This is a genomic window from Lysobacter sp. MMG2, from assembly GCF_016735495.2.
Classification (GTDB): Bacteria; Pseudomonadota; Gammaproteobacteria; order Xanthomonadales; family Xanthomonadaceae; genus Lysobacter_J.
Genome location: NZ_JAERQY020000004.1, coordinates 235,198 through 249,775, shown reverse-complemented (window position 1 = coordinate 249,775; position 14,578 = coordinate 235,198). Strand labels below are relative to the sequence as shown.

General features: G+C 67.9%; 13 protein-coding genes. 3 read left to right on the top strand and 10 right to left on the bottom strand.

Features of this window, described 5'->3' with window-relative positions:
- Positions 1–31: 31 nt before the first annotated feature.
- The 3 genes from JI752_RS15750 to JI752_RS19355 all read right to left on the bottom strand — a co-directional run bounded on the left by JI752_RS15750 (position 32) and on the right by JI752_RS19355 (position 3,549).
- Positions 32–535 carry a DUF6491 family protein gene (locus JI752_RS15750; protein WP_216965844.1) on the bottom strand — a complete coding sequence of 168 codons (504 nt, stop codon included), beginning with the start codon at positions 533–535 and terminating at the stop codon, positions 32–34.
- An 89-nt stretch (positions 536–624) separates the two neighbouring features.
- A complete protein-coding gene (locus JI752_RS15745) occupies positions 625–2,247 on the bottom strand; it encodes an ABC-F family ATP-binding cassette domain-containing protein (RefSeq protein WP_216965842.1) in 1,623 nt (540 codons plus the stop codon).
- Between the two features lie 252 nt (positions 2,248–2,499).
- Positions 2,500–3,549 carry an alpha/beta fold hydrolase gene (locus tag JI752_RS19355; RefSeq protein ID WP_216965840.1) on the bottom strand — a complete coding sequence of 350 codons (1,050 nt, stop codon included), beginning with the start codon at positions 3,547–3,549 and terminating at the stop codon, positions 2,500–2,502.
- A gap of 168 nt (positions 3,550–3,717) precedes the next feature.
- On the opposite strand from JI752_RS19355, the gene mddA reads away from it, so the two are divergent.
- Together mddA and JI752_RS15730 are read left to right on the top strand one after the other, a co-directional pair.
- Positions 3,718–4,482, top strand: a complete 765-nt coding sequence (mddA, locus tag JI752_RS15735; protein ID WP_216965838.1) for a methanethiol S-methyltransferase — start codon at positions 3,718–3,720, stop codon at positions 4,480–4,482.
- The gene (locus JI752_RS15730; RefSeq protein ID WP_216965836.1) at positions 4,479–4,865 is read left to right on the top strand and encodes a hypothetical protein; all 387 of its coding nucleotides are present in this window, start codon (positions 4,479–4,481) and stop codon (positions 4,863–4,865) included. Before mddA ends, JI752_RS15730 begins: the two co-directional genes overlap by 4 nt.
- 36 nt (positions 4,866–4,901) lie before the next feature.
- On the opposite strand, the gene JI752_RS15725 is transcribed toward JI752_RS15730, so the two are convergent.
- Both JI752_RS15725 and JI752_RS15720 read right to left on the bottom strand, forming a co-directional pair.
- The gene (locus JI752_RS15725; protein ID WP_216965834.1) at positions 4,902–6,488 is read right to left on the bottom strand and encodes an FMN-binding glutamate synthase family protein; all 1,587 of its coding nucleotides are present in this window, start codon (positions 6,486–6,488) and stop codon (positions 4,902–4,904) included.
- A 175-nt stretch (positions 6,489–6,663) separates the two neighbouring features.
- On the bottom strand, positions 6,664–7,092 hold the full coding sequence (locus tag JI752_RS15720; RefSeq protein ID WP_216966140.1) for a nuclear transport factor 2 family protein: 429 nt from the start codon (positions 7,090–7,092) through the stop codon (positions 6,664–6,666).
- Between the two features lie 180 nt (positions 7,093–7,272).
- Here JI752_RS15720 and JI752_RS15715 point away from each other — a divergent pair, with 180 nt between their 5' ends.
- Complete coding sequence (locus JI752_RS15715) at positions 7,273–8,457, top strand: low temperature requirement protein A (RefSeq protein ID WP_216965832.1); 1,185 nt, start codon at positions 7,273–7,275, stop codon at positions 8,455–8,457.
- 12 nt (positions 8,458–8,469) lie between these two features.
- On the opposite strand, the gene JI752_RS15710 is transcribed toward JI752_RS15715, so the two are convergent.
- The 5 genes from JI752_RS15710 to JI752_RS15690 form a co-directional block, all read right to left on the bottom strand.
- Positions 8,470–9,096 (bottom strand): dihydrofolate reductase family protein, encoded by a 627-nt coding sequence (locus JI752_RS15710; RefSeq protein ID WP_216965830.1) that lies wholly within the window; start codon positions 9,094–9,096, stop codon positions 8,470–8,472.
- A gap of 71 nt (positions 9,097–9,167) precedes the next feature.
- Positions 9,168–10,484 carry an ATP-binding protein gene (locus JI752_RS15705; RefSeq protein ID WP_216965829.1) on the bottom strand — a complete coding sequence of 439 codons (1,317 nt, stop codon included), beginning with the start codon at positions 10,482–10,484 and terminating at the stop codon, positions 9,168–9,170.
- 4 nt (positions 10,485–10,488) lie between these two features.
- Positions 10,489–11,826: a sigma-54 dependent transcriptional regulator gene (locus tag JI752_RS15700; RefSeq protein ID WP_216965827.1), complete on the bottom strand. Its 1,338-nt coding sequence runs from the start codon at positions 11,824–11,826 to the stop codon at positions 10,489–10,491.
- Between the two features lie 180 nt (positions 11,827–12,006).
- Complete coding sequence (locus tag JI752_RS15695; protein WP_216965819.1) at positions 12,007–13,242, bottom strand: FtsX-like permease family protein; 1,236 nt, start codon at positions 13,240–13,242, stop codon at positions 12,007–12,009.
- 16 nt (positions 13,243–13,258) lie between these two features.
- A complete protein-coding gene (locus JI752_RS15690; protein WP_216965816.1) occupies positions 13,259–14,578 on the bottom strand; it encodes an ABC transporter permease in 1,320 nt (439 codons plus the stop codon).

Here is a 14,578-nt window from a genome sequence, read left to right as displayed (position 1 = left end):
GAATGCGGACATTAGCTCACCTCGCTGACATTCAGGGCAACGGCGTGGCCTGCTCGGGCGGCAGCTGGCTGCGGTCGATGACATCGGCCTGGCGCCACTCCCGCGTGGCTTCGTACAACGATCGGCCGTCCACGGGGCGGATCGTGGCGATGCGGCACGCGCTGGTCACCGTTCCCGAGGCGCTGCGCATCATCACGCTGTCCAACGGCGCGGCGACCTGGCCGGCGTCATGCGTGATCCAGACATGCGGCGCGGTGAGGATGGCCGGGCAGCGCGTGCGGAATTCCAGCAGGTACCCGCCAAACGCGCTCGGCCAGATCGCCAGGGCCTGATCCCCGAGCGGCGTCCACTCGAACTTGCCGGCGCTCTGGTCGAGCTGGAACGAACCGACCGCTGCGCCGGCATGCTCGCGGTAGACCGCCAGTCGTTCGTTCGTGCTGAGTGCCGGACCGTGCGTGCACGCCGCCAGCGCGCCGGCCAGCAGCAGTGAAGGCAGGACGCTTCGGCGAAGTGTCGGGCCATACAAGCGCTTCATGGCGATCCCTCACAACGTGGCCGTGGCGGTCCCGATTGTGCACCTTGCTGCGGCGCGTGGCGCAAGCACGGCCATCGAAGCCGGATCGTTCACCCGATCTCACGGAGGTCGTCGGCGGTCAGCTCCCATCTTCGCGTGGGCGCAATCGAGGCGAGGAACGTCTCGTCGTGACTGACCACGATCATCGCGCCCTCGTACGCACTCAACGCGTGTTCGAGCTGGCGCACCGCCTCCAGATCGAGGTGGTTGGTGGGTTCGTCGAGCAGCAGAAGATGCGGCGCCGGGATGGCATGCAGCACGCAGGCGAGCACCACGCGCACGCGCTCGCCACCCGACAAGGAAGCCACGGGCAGGTGCATGCGCTCGCCGCGGAAGTGCAACCTGGCCAGCAGGCGGGCTCTTTCATTGGCCGGCATGCCGGGGATGGCACGGTCCAGGTTCTCGCGCACCGACCGCGAAGGGTCCAGCCCCTCCAGGCGCTGCGACAGATAGGCCACGCGTCCGCTGCCGCTCCTGATGGTGCCTCCGTCGGGGCCCAGCATCCCCGCGAGGACTTTCAACAGCGTGGTCTTGCCGACACCGTTGGCGCCGGTCAGCGCGATCCGTTCCGGACCCCGGACGCTCAACGACAGGCCTCGCTCGCCAAACAGCACGCGATCACCCTGGCGGATGCGCAGTCCATCGGCGCAGAACAGCAAGCGGTCGGACGCTACACGCGTGGCGGGCAGGCTGAAATCCACCGGATCGACTTCCACCAACGTCCGTGTGGCGTCCTGCAGTTGCGCTCCCACGCTCGCCAGGCGAGCGGCATGGACGTTCCTGGCCTTGCCTGCGGATTGCTGTGCGGCGCGTTCGCGATTGCCGGCCACGATCCGGGGCAGGCCCGAGCTGGCGAGGTTTTTCGCCGCATTGCCCATGCGACGCTCCGCGCGCTCATGGGCCTGTTGCCGCTCGCGCTTCTCGCGGTCCACTTCGCCACGCAGGTTGCGCACGCGCTGCTCGGCCGCCTGGCGTTCGACCACGGCGGCGCGCAGGTACGCATCGAAACCTCCGCCGTGCAGGCGCAGGCCGGTGCTCTGGAGTTCGGCGATCTGATCCATGTCGTTGAGCAGTTCGCGATCATGGCTTGCGACCACCACACAGCCGGGCCAGTCCGCCAGGACTTCGCGAAATCGCTGCCGCCGGGCTCTGTCCAGGTGATTGGTCGGCTCGTCCAGTAACAGGATGTCCGGGCGCTGGAGCAGCTTCGCCGCCAGCGCAAGCGACATGGCTTCGCCGCCGCTCAGGCTGGCCAGGCGACGCGACAACGCGACATCGACCAGGCCAACTTGCGCCAGCGTTGCGGCAATCCGTTCGCGCAGGCCCCATTCGCCGTCGAGCAGGTCGAAATCGGCCGGCGCGCCGCGTCCTTCGGCGATGACGTGCAGCGCCTCCAGGCGGGATTCGACACCCAGCACAGCGGCCACGGAGGCCTGCGCATCGAGCATCACGCCCTGGGGCAGATAAGCGACGGCGCCTCGCGCCTGGATCGTGCCGGATGCGGGTTTCAATTCACCGGCCATCAGCCGCAGCAGGGTGCTCTTGCCCGCACCATTGGGTGCCACCAGGCCGGTACGCGAAGGGCCGATGACGAAAGAATGACCGTCCAGCACGCGCGTGCCGTCGGGCCATGAAAAAACAAGATCGCAAGCGCGGATGTGCGCGTTGGACATGGGGCATCCTCCATCGAGGCCACGCCGGCCGACTTGTGCCGCGTGGCGGTTCCAACCGGTCCATGGCCGCATCGGCGGCAGGTCACGGTCAGGCGTTCGAGAGAGTTGCCGCTATCACATGTCCGGGGAGGTCTCCTTGCAGGGCGTGCATTCTACCGTCGCGATTGCGGCCTTGGCCCGTTCTGCGTCGCAAGACGGATTGCAGATGGCCTGACCCGTTCAGCATTCGCGGCCGGCAAGCCACCCCACGCGTCACCCGCGCTGCGTACCGCCGCGCAGCAACGCCATCGCTTGCGTGCGCGAGCGCACGCCCAGCTTGTCGAAGATGCGCGTCAACGCATTGCGCACCGTCTTGTCGCTGATGAACAGCGATGCGGCGATTTCCGCGTTGGTGCGGCCCGCGACGAGGCCTTCGACGATCTCGCGTTCGCGTCCGGTCAGCCCCGACAGGGCATCCGGGGCGTCGCGGCCGAGGAACTGCAGCATCTCCTCGCAGAAGCGGGGCCATGCCGGCTCGGTGTCCAGCAGCACGTGGTTGCGCGATTCCAGTTCGACGAAACGTGCGCCGGTGATGCCGGCGGCGAGCAGGCGGCCTTCTTCCAACGGCACCACGCCGTCCTCGCGCCCGTGCATCACCAGCGTGGGCACGGTGACCTGCGGCAGCAGTGCGGTGACGTTGACGTGGGCGCGCGCTTCGAGCAATGCGCCGGCCGATTCGGCGGTGGTGGTCGTGCGCGCGAGTTCGTTGAACCACTGCACCTGCGCATCGGTGGCACCTGGGATGAAGCGCGCGGTGAACAATTGCCGAAACACCGGATTGTGGTCGTCCCAGCCGCCGCGCGCGATGTCGACGATGGCGTGGTACATGCGCGCGGCTTCGGCGTTGCCGCGTTCGTATGCGCCGCGCGCGTAGCCGCCATACAACAGCAGGTGCGAGACGCGCTGCGGATGCTTCACCGCATACGCCAGGCACGCGGCCGCGCCTTGCGAGATGCCCAGCAATGCGAACGGGCGGTCGATCTGCGCCGCATCGACGACGGCCTCCAGGTCGGACAGCCAGTTCGACAGCGACAGGCCGCGCGGATCGCCGCCGGTCATGCCGCAGCCGCGTTCGTCGTAGCGGATGAAATGGAAATTGCCGCCCAGAAAGCGCATCCAGTGCTGCCAGATCGGGCTTTCCAGGTCGTATTCCAGGTGGCTCAGCCAGTTGGCCGCCTTCACCAGCGGCATGCCCGTTCCCATCGACGACCACGCAAGGCGCGTGCCATCGCCGGCGGTCAGGTAACGGATCGACTGCTTCATGGCCGAAGGCCCCAGCGCGCACCTGCCGTCAGTCTAGTCGGGACAAACCTCCCCCGGTAGCGGCGCCTTCGGGCGGGCGCCGGGACGTCCCTCCCCTGTGCTCGCGCCGTGCGCGGGACGATGCTGCGGCCACTTCCCCCAAGCCCTCCCGGGCGCATCGAGGCCGCCATGAAGCGTTCCCTGATCCTGCTCTACGGTGTGTTCTGTTACGCGGTGTTCTTCGCGACGTTCCTTTACGCGATCGGCTTCGTCGGCAACCTGTGGGTGCCCAAGGCGATGGACTCGCCGCGTGAAACGAGCCTGGCGGCCGCATTGACGATCAACCTGGGATTGCTCGCCCTGTTCGCGCTGCAGCACAGCGTGATGGCGCGTCCGGCGTTCAAGCGCGCATGGACGCGCGTGATTCCCGAATCCGCCGAACGAAGCACCTACACGTTGCTGTCGAGCCTGGCCTTGATCGTGCTGTTCTGGCAATGGCGACCGCTGGGCGGCGTGGTGTGGGACGTGCAGAACGAAGCCGGGCGCGCCCTGCTGCTGGCGGCGTGCGCATTCGGCTGGATGCTGGTGCTGGTGTCGACGTTCCTGATCAACCACTTCGATCTGTTCGGCCTGCGCCAGGTGTGGCTGCAGTTCCGCGGGCGCCCGTACACGCCGCTGCCGTTCAAGACGCCGGGGCCGTATCGGCTGGTGCGCCATCCGCTGTACGTGGGCTGGTTCTTCGCGTTCTGGGCGACACCGACGATGACCGTCACGCACCTGGTGTTCGCGCTGATGACGACGGCCTACATCCTCGTGGCGATCCGCCTGGAAGAGCGCGACCTGATCGACGCGCTGCCCGAGTACGCGACCTACCGCCGCGAAGTGCCGATGCTGGTGCCGCGCGTGCCGCGTGGCGCACGTGCCGGTGAGGCCGGCCGGATCGCGCAGCCGTGAGCACAGCGTCGGCGCGCACGGTCGGCACGGACCGCCCGCTCGTCGATGAAGAACGCGCGGTGCTGCGATGGCTGCTTACGCATGGCACGCGCGACAACGCGGTGTACCTGCGGCAACTGGACGCGGCGCGCGTCGTCGGCCATTGCGGCTGCGGCTGCGCCAGCGTCGACGTGGCCGTCGACGGCAGGCGCGCGCCGGAAGGTCGCATGATCGTGCTCGCGCAGTTCCAGTGGTGCACGCGCGAAGGCCACTCCTGCGTGGCGATCGTCTTCGAACAGGGCGGACTGCTGGCCGGACTGGACTTGTGGTCGCTCGACGGCCGCACCGTGCCGTCGGAACTGCCGCCGATCGACGCGCTGGTGCCGATGGACGCGCCGGGGTGAGCCAGGCGCGGTCAACGTACCGACGACGTCATTGGCTCATTTCAGGCCGAACGAATCGCTGCGCGCCCGATCCCAGAAGTTCTTGAACACGGCGTGGTCGGGAATGCCGTTGAGCAGTTCGCCCGGCTGGAGGAAACGGTAGAGCGCGCCGAGCGAGCGCACCTCCACCGGCGACACGCGGCGCAGGACGTGCTCGGGACCGATCTGTTCGGGATGCTCCAGACCCGCCGCGCAGAGCAGGTCGCGCAGGCCGCGCAGCGTGTTCTGGTGGAACTGGAACACGCGCGTGGCCTTGTCCGGGATGTCGAGCGAACGCCAGCGCGCCGGGTCCTGCGTGGCGATGCCGGTCGGGCAGCGATCGGTGTGGCAGCTTTGCGACTGGATGCAGCCCAGCGCGAACATGAAACCGCGCGCGGCGTTGCACCAGTCCGCGCCCATCGCCATCGTGCGGGCCATGTCGAATGCGCTGACGATCTTGCCGGCCGCGGCGATGCGGATGCTGCCGCGCAGGTTCAGGCCCACGAGCGTGTTGTGCACCAGCATCAGCGCTTCGTGCATCGGCACGCCGACGTGGTCCATGAACTCCGCCGGAGCCGCGCCCGTGCCGCCTTCGGCCCCGTCCACGACGATGAAATCCGGCAGCAGACCGGTCTGGCGCATCGCCTTGGCGATGCCGAACCACTCCCACGGGTGGCCGATGGCCAGCTTGAAACCCACCGGCTTGCCGTGCGACATCGAACGCAACCGTTCCACGAACTCCAGCAGTTCGATGGGCGTGGCGAACTCCGTGTGGCGCGACGGCGACACGCAGTCCACGCCTTCGGGCACGCCGCGCGTGGCGGCGATTTCCGCGCTGACCTTCGCGCCCGGAAGCACGCCGCCGTGCCCGGGCTTGGCGCCCTGCGACAGCTTGATCTCGATCATCCTCACCTGCGGAAGCTGCGCGTTGTCGGCGAAGCGCGACGGATCGAAGCGACCTTCGGCGTTGCGACAACCGAAATAGCCCGAACCGATTTCCCACACCAGGTCACCGCCCGGCCCGCGGTGGTAGGGCGAAATCGAGCCTTCGCCGGTGTCGTGGTAGAAGTGCCCGCGCCGGGCGCCTTCGTTGAGCGCATGGATCGCGGCGGCGGAAAGCGAACCGAAGCTCATCGCCGAGATGTTCAGCACGCTGGCGAAGTACGGCTGCTTCGCCTGGTTGCCGACGGTGAGGCGGAAGTCGTGCGAGGCGATGTCGGCGGGCACCATCGAATGGTTGATCCATTCGTAATCCACGCCGTACACGTCCTGCTGCGTGCCGAAGGGACGCGTGTCGTTGACGGCCTTGGAGCGCTGGTACACCAGTGCGCGCTGCTGGCGCGAGAACGGCACCTCGGCGGTGTCGGATTCGATGAAGTACTGCCGCATCTCCGGCCCGATCGATTCCAGGCCGTAGCGGAAGTAGGCCAGGATCGGATAGTTGCGCCGCAGCGTGCTTCGACGCTGCAGCACGTCCCAGGTGCCCAGCAGCGCCAACACGCCGAACACGACCGCGACCCACCACCAGTCCGCGTCGAGGTAGGCGACGAAGGCGAACAGCACCGTGAGCACGATGCTCGCGAAGTAGGCGGCATACCGGGACATCCGGCTTCTCCTGGAACGACGGGCGGGGCGGTGCGTCCAGGCGCCCTGCGCTACGGGATCCGACTGGACGCACCCAGAGTAGTCCCGCCGCACCGTTCGCGGATAGGCACTCGATTCCCGAGCGCCACTGGATCGTGACGAAACGATCAGGCGTCGTAAGCGCGCGGCCGGCGTTTCACTTCGGCTTGGAGTACCACAGCGCGTTGACGATCACCCAGCGCTCGCCGAACTTCCCCATGTGGAAATAGTCGACGAACCAGGGCGTTTCCGCCCGCACCGCGGCGGCATTGCCGGCCACGTCCAGCACGGTGCATGCGCGGTCCCACGCCTCCCTGGGCGTCTTCAGCGCGCCTTGCCGCGTGAGCTCGACCAGTTCCTCCTTGCTCATGCGGCGCAGGCCGAGGCGTTCGTCCGGGGTGTCGCCCAGCACGCGCCGCTTGGCGAGGTCGGGGTGAAGCGCGCGCGCGACCCGCGCCGGATCGCCTTCCAGCTGGCCGTCGACATAGTCGAAGCAGGTGGCTTCGATCGCTGCGCGCGTGGGCGCGTCGATCGCGGCGGGCGGTGCGTTGGACGCGACCGATGCAGCGGCCAGCATCAGGCTCATCAGGGGCACGGGCGACTCCTTGCATGCGTGGACAGGAAGCAGGCGACAGCCTAACGCCTGCCGTCGCCCGGGAGCGGTCGCCCGCGCGCCATCCGCCGCGCGAAGGCCTCCGGCCGGCGCATGTGCCACCCTTGGCACTGCGCCTTCCGCCGACCGCCGCCCCCGCACACCCGAGCCCGCATGACGAAGCCCTCCTCTCCCCTCCTGCGTGAACGTGGCACCGCCGACAGCAACCGCGTCGCGATGGTCGAACTGTTCTTCGACCTGGTGTTCGTGTTCGCCGTGACCCAGCTCTCGCACACGCTCCTGGAGCACCTGACCGTGCAAGGCGCGTTGCAGACACTGCTGCTGTTCCTGGCGGTGTGGTGGCTGTGGATCTTCACCTCGTGGGTGACCAACTGGCTGGATCCCGATCGCACGCCGGTGCGGATGCTGCTGTTCGCGCTGATGCTCGGCGGGCTGCTGTTGTCGTCCTCGATTCCGCAGGCGTTTTCGGATCGTGGACTCGTGTTCGGCGCGGTGTTCGCGGCGATGCAGGTGGGCCGAACGTTGTTCGTCGCCGTGGCGATGCGCGGCCGTCATCGCGTGCTCCACGAGAACTTCGTGCGCATCGCGCTGTGGCTGATGGTGTCGGGCGCGTTCTGGGTGGTGGGCGGGCTGTCCGAGGGACCGACGCGCGCGGCCTTGTGGGTCGCGGCGGTCGCCATCGAGTACCTCGCGCCCGCGCTCTACTTCTACGTACCGGGCATGGGACGCTCGCACACCATCGACTGGGACGTCGACGGCCACCACCTGGCGGAACGGTGCGCGCTGTTCGTGATCATCGCGCTGGGCGAGTCGGTCCTGGTGACCGGCGCCACGTTCGCCGGGCAGGCGTGGACGACGCCGACCGTTACTGCGTTCGTCGTGGCGTTCCTCGGCAGCGTGGCGATGTGGTGGATCTACTTCGACACGGGCGCCGAGCGCGCCAGCCATCGCATCGCGCACTCGGACGACCCCGGACGCCAGGCGCGACTGGCGTACACCTACCTGCATCTGCTGATCATCGCCGGCGTCATCGTCTGCGCCGTGGCGGACGAGCTGTCGCTGGCGCACCCGGACCATTTCGAAGGCGACGGCCGCGCCGCGATCGCGGCGATGATCGGCGGGCCGATGCTCTACCTGCTGGGCGTGGCGCTGTTCAAGTGGGTCTGCAACGACCGCCGCGGCCCGCCGCTGTCGCACTGCGTGGGCATCGTCCTGCTCGCCGCGCTGGCACCGGCGGCGCTGGCGCACCTGCTGTCCCCGCTGGCGCTGGGCATGGCGACGACGCTGATCCTGATGATCGTGGCCACGTGGGAGACCATCGCGCTGCGTCGTGCATGACGCCGGCGGCGCTTAGCCGCCTTGGTCGAACGTCCCGGTCCGCACCTCGCCATCGCGCACGTAGCGGTTGATCAGCACGCCGCCGGGCGTGGTGATCGAATGCGCGAGGGTGAAGGCGGAAGGCGATGCGTCGTCGCCGAACAGGCGCTTTCCGCGTCCGAGCAACAACGGGTGGATCAGCAGCCGAAGCTCGTCGACGAGTCCGGCGGCCAGCAGTTGGCGAACCATCTCGCCGCTGCCGAAGGTCAACAAGGTCTTGCCGCCCTGACGTTTGAGGCCGCTCACCGCGTCGGAGAGGTGGCCTTCCAGCGCCTGGCTGTCTTTCCAGTCAAGGTCGTCGGCCCGGTGCGTGGCGACGTACTTGGTCGCGCGATTGAACGGGTCGGCGATGGCGTGGGCGCCAGAATCCGTCGGCACCTGCGGCCAGTACGAGGCGAAGATGTCATAGGTGCGACGCCCCAGCAGCAGGTCGAACGGCTGCGAAAGCAGTTCGTGCAGGTCGCGGCCACCGGCTTCGTCGGCATAGGGAACGATCCATCCGCCCAGGCGGAAGTCGCCGCTGGTGTCTTCCTCCGCGCCGCCGGGAGACTGGATCACACCATCAAGGCTGATGAACTCGGAAACGATGAGCTTGCGCATGCGGTCCTCCGCGTCGGAACCCGATCGGTTCCTGAGTACGACGAACGCTGGGGTGGTGGATCGACAGCCCCTCACTCCACCGGCAGGCTGAGGCTCACCGTCAGGCCGCCGCCCTCGCGGTTGGCCAGCGCGATGCGGCCGCCGTGGGCCTCGGCGATCTCGCGCGCCAGTGCCAGGCCCAGGCCGCTGCCGGTGCGCTTGGTCGAATAGAACGGCACGAGCGCATTCGCCAGCACCGCATCGGACATGCCGGGGCCGCGATCGCTGACTTCCACGCGCACGATGCGGCCGATCTGGCGGACGGTCAGCGTGACCTCGTCCTGGGACGAACCGGACTCGTGCGCGTTCTTGAGCACGTTGATCAGCGCCTGCTCCACCTGCGCGGGGTCGAAGTTCGCCGGCTCCGACGGCACCGGCCCGCGCTGGAATGCGTAATGCTGCTGCAGCCGCGACAGGAACGGCACCCACTCCACACGCTCCGGCTCCGGCACAGGCAACTTGGCGACGCTGGAATAGCCACGCAGGAAGCCGTGCAGGTGGCGCGCACGTTCTTCGATGGTCTCGAAGATGCGGCCGAGCTTTTCGTAATCCTCGCGCCGCAGCAGCTCCGCGCCGGAGTGCGCGAGCGAGGTGATGGGCGCCAGCGAGTTGTTGAGCTCGTGGCTGATCACGCGGATCACCTTCTTCCACGTCGCCACTTCCTGACGGTTCAACTCGGCGGTCAGGCGCTTGAACATGTAGAGCGTGTGCACGCGTCCATTGAGGTGGAAATCGCGGCGGGCGAGATGGTAGGTCTCTTCCTGGCCGGCGTGCTCGAAGCTGAAAAGTCGGTCGCGCCCTTCGCCCAGCGCTTCGCGCAGCGGCGCCGGCGTGCGTTCCATCAGCTGCGCGAACTTCAGGCCTTCGATCTTGCGGCCGTCGTGGAAGAGCTGGCGCGCGGCGAGGTTGCCGTAGACGATCGCGCCGCGGCTCTCGGTCAGCAGCAGCGCGGTCGGGGTGTTCTGCACCACGGTGTCCAGCAGCAGTTCGCGCTGGAACAGCGACTGGCGTTCCTCGCGCAGGACGCGGCCGAGCTCGTTGTGCGCTTCGACGAGATCGTCGAGTTCGTCATTGGACGGGCGCGTGACGCTGAAGCTGAAGTCGCCGTCGCGGAAACTCGCCACCGATCCCGACAGCGCGCGGAACAGGCTCAACTGGCGCGCCAGGTAACGTTGCGCGATCCACGGCGCGACGATGGCGCACACCAGCAGCGTCAGGCTGGCGCCGAGCAGTGCGTTGTCGAGCCAGTCGACCAGCAGCGCACCCAGCGCGACAGCCGCGAGCATTGCCGCGAACAGCAGCAGCGCGAGCTTTCCGGCCATCGAGAAGTGGCGTGCACGCGGTTGCATCGCATCACCGCGCAATGCCGAGCTTGTCCAGGCGGCGGTACAGCGCCTGGCGGCTCAGCCCGAGGTCGGCCGCGGCCTGGCTCATCACGCCGCCGGCGCGTTGCAGCGCGGCTTCGATCGTCTCGCGGTCGAGCTCGCCGTCGGCCTGCATTCGCGGCGAGTACGGCGTTGCGGGAAGCCCGAGTTCTTCGGCTTCCACGACGTCGGCATGCCCGAGCAGCAGCGCCCGCTGGATCGCATTCTTCATCTCGCGCACGTTGCCCGGCCACGCGTGCCGCAGCAGCGCGCCGCGTGCCGCGTCGCTGAGACGGCGGCGTCCTTCCAGGAAGGATTCGGCCAGCGGCAGGATGTCGCCGCGACGTTCCGCCAGCGGCGGCACGCGCAGTTCGATCACGTTGAGACGGTAGTAGAGGTCCTCGCGGAACGTGCCGGCGCGGATCATCGCCGGCAGGTCGGCGTTGGTCGCCGCGATCACGCGCACTTTCACCTGCCGCTCGCGGTTGGAACCCAGGCGCTGGAAGCGGCCGGTTTCCAGCACGCGCAGCAGCTTCATCTGGCCCGCGGGCGGCAGGTTGCCGATCTCGTCCAGCAGCAGCGTGCCACCATCGGCGGCCTCGAACTTGCCGTCGCGCGAGCGGTTGGCGCCGGTGTAGGCGCCCGCATCCGCGCCGAACAGCTCCGCTTCGATCAGCTCCGACGGCAGCGCGCCGCAGTTGAGCGTCACGTACGGGCCGTCGCGCACCGAGGAATTGGCCTGGATGATCTCGGCGATGCGCTCCTTGCCGGCACCGTTGGGGCCGCTGATGAGCACCGGCACATCGGCGCGCGCGACATGGCAGGCCAGGCTGATGAGTCGCTCGCTGGCCGGATCGTTGAAGACCACGCCGCGCAGGTCGTACTGGCGTTCCAGTTCCTGGCGACGGCGGCGCTCGCCGTCGCGGTGCTGCGCGAGCGCGCGGTTGGCCTCGCCCAGTTCCAGCAGGTTGGTCACCGTGGTCATCAGCTTGTGGTCGTCCCACGGCTTGCCCAGGTAATCGGCGGCGCCGGCCTTCACCAGCGCCACGGCCGACTCCAGCCGCGTCCACGCGGTGAGCAGGATGATCGGCAGGTCGGGGAAGCGATCGCGGATGGTGCGGAACAGGGCGATGCCTTCTTCGCCGGACGTGGTGTCGGCGGTGAAGTTCATGTCCTGGATGACGAGGTCGATCGTCTCGTCTTCCAGCAGCCGCAGGCCTTCCTCGGGCGATTCCGCGCTGAGTACGCGCAGGTCGGCCAGCGAGAACAGCACGTCGAGGGCGACGTGCACGGCGTGGTTGTCGTCGATGACGAGGATGGTCCGCATCGGGGCTTAGGGTAGCAGTGGGCAGGCGGCGAACGGCGCCGCGGTGAAAACCCCGGCGGCCATCCCCGCGAAAGCGGGCACGAGGCGTGCGGCTCCGGCGCCTCCGGAGAGTTAAGGCGCCGGAGCCGGATTCCCGCCCCGCGGGAATGACGGCCGGAATGCGTGGATGCCGACGCTACGTCATACCGTCCGCGTCGCCACCGCCGGCGACACGCGCGAGGCGCGCGTGGCCGGGCCGAACACCGCCAGCTGTCCCAGCAGCAGCACGGTCAGCGCGCCCAGCGGCGCGTAGTACCACGCCAGGCGCGGCAGTTCGTAGTGCTTCATGAGCCACAGGTTGAAGCCGTAGGTCATCAGCAGGCCAAGCGCGATGCCGATGCCGACCACGATCACGTTCTCCACCATGAAGTAGCGGCGGATGTCGAAGCGTCGCGCACCCAGCGCGCGGCGCGTTCCGATCTGCTTCACGCGTCGCGTCACCCAGAAGCTCACCATGCCGACGATGCCCAGGCCGGTGACGGCCAGCAGCGAGAAGATCACCGTGGTCAGCACGATGGTCATGGCACGGTCCTGGCGGTAGCTTTCGCCGCGCACTTCCTCGATCGAGCGCAATCCGCGCACGATGCGGCCCGTGTTGACCTCGCCCAGCTTGCGCTCGGCCTGCTTCATCACTTCGTCGCGTCGGCCGGGCTCGGTGCGGATGAGATAGCGCGCGGAGCTGTCGAACTCGCCGTCCTGGTACTGCGGCACCAGCATCGCGTGCTCGACCTTGTCCCAACCCACCCACGGCGCCTGCAATCGCTCCAGGATGCCGACGATGGTGCTGGACGAACCCTTGCCGCCCAGGCCGCTGTAGATGGGCTTTCCGAGCGCGTTGCCGTCGGGGTAGAGCTGGTCCGCCAGCGCCTGCGTGACGATGACCGAGTTCGGCGTGCCCTTGTCGTCGCGGCTGCGATAGCTCACGTCGTCGGCGGTGAAGTCGCGTCCGGCCACCAGATGCGCACCGAGCGTGTTCACGCCGTGCTCGTCCACGATGTAGAGCGCAGTCGGCGTGTTCTTGCGCTGCTCCTGCGGGACGCTGTCGGGCTGCGTTTCGAGGCCTTCGCTCCAGCCGCCGTTGGACAGCGGCACGGAGTTGATCGTGGTCGCGTCGACCACGCCCGGAATGGAGCGCAGCGCCTCCAGGTCCTGGCGCAGACTGCCGCGCAGGTCGAAGTCCGGCGCGAAGCCGAGGCTGGTGATGGTGAACAGCGACTGCTCGTCCATGCCGCTGGGGCGGTTCACCTTCTCGATGCGCTGCAGGATGATGAAGACGCTGTTGCACACGATGGCCAGTGTGATCGCCACCTGCAACGCGATCAGCAGCAGGCCGGTCTTGTTGCGCAGGAGCGCGTTGAGGATCGGGCGGAATTCCATGGTGATGTCCTCGCGATTACTGCGTCTTCAGCTGCGTGGCCGGCTGCACCTGGCAGGCGCGCCACGTCGGGTAGAGGCCGGCGATCAGACTGGCGACCAGGGCGATCAGCAACGACAGGCCGACCATGGTCCAGTCCAGCTCCGCAAGCTTCTCGATCGAGGTGCCCGCGTAGAGCTTGCGCAGCGCAAGCAGGCCCAGCCCGGTCAGCACCAGCCCGAGCAAACCGCCGGCGACGCCGACCAGCCCCGATTCGGTGAGGTACTGCGCGAAGACCGCCGGCTTGCTGGCGCCCACCGCACGACGCAGGCCGATTTCCGGCGCCTTGCCCATGAACTTGGCCAGCAGCAGACCCACGGTGTTGATCAGGCACACCGCGAAGAATGCAAACGCCAGCCACACCTGCGTGCGCACGTCACGACCGACGACACGCTGCGCCTCGAGGAATTGCGACACGGTGTACACGCGGTTGTTCACCGGGCGCGGGAAGCGGCCGGCCTTCTTCTGCTCGCCGACGTAGTCGTTGAGGAAGCTCAGGTAGCGTTGCGCGTCGGCCTCGTCCTTGACCTGCACCCACATGTCGATCCAGATGCAGTCCGATGTCAGCAGTCCCTGATAGCCCGGCCCGGAATCCTTGTAGCAGCTGTTGTTGGAGTTGCTGTTGAGCTGCTTCTCGATGCCGAAGGCGAACGGCACGAACACCGACTGCGGATCGTTGAACGCGCCGTTGGCGACATGGTAGACGCGCGGCGTCGGCCTCCACTTCTCCAGCACGCCCACGACGGTGAAGTCCTCGCCACCCAGGCGAAGCTTGCGGCCGACGCTGTTCTCGCCACCGAAGATCTTGTCGTTGGTCTCGCTGTCGATCACCGCCACACGCGCGGCGTTGCGGTCTTCGGCGGGCGTCCAGCCGGTGCCGTAGCGGAAGGGCGGCTCGAAGATCGGGAAGAAACCCGAGGTGGTGAACAGCGCTTCGACCATGTAGGGCTTGATCTCGCGCTTGTCCGGCTCCAGCGGAAGCACGTTGGGGAAGAACGCCGCTTCGTGCTCGGCCTTGTGCGCCTGCACGAGGTTGTTGGCGTCCTGATAGGTCATCAGGTCCGGCGGCTCGGTCGGGTTGTCCTCGTCCCACGGCTCGTTGACGTCCCAGTTGTCCAGCTGCACGCGGCGGACCTGTTCGTCTTTGTAGGACATCGGGTTGCTGGCCATCATGTGCAGCACCGTCATCGAGGTCATCGACATGCCGATGCCCAATGCGATCGCCGTGACCATCAACGCGGTGAGGATGCGGTTGCGCTTGAGCGAGATCATCGCCAGGCGCAGGTAGTAGGTGAACAT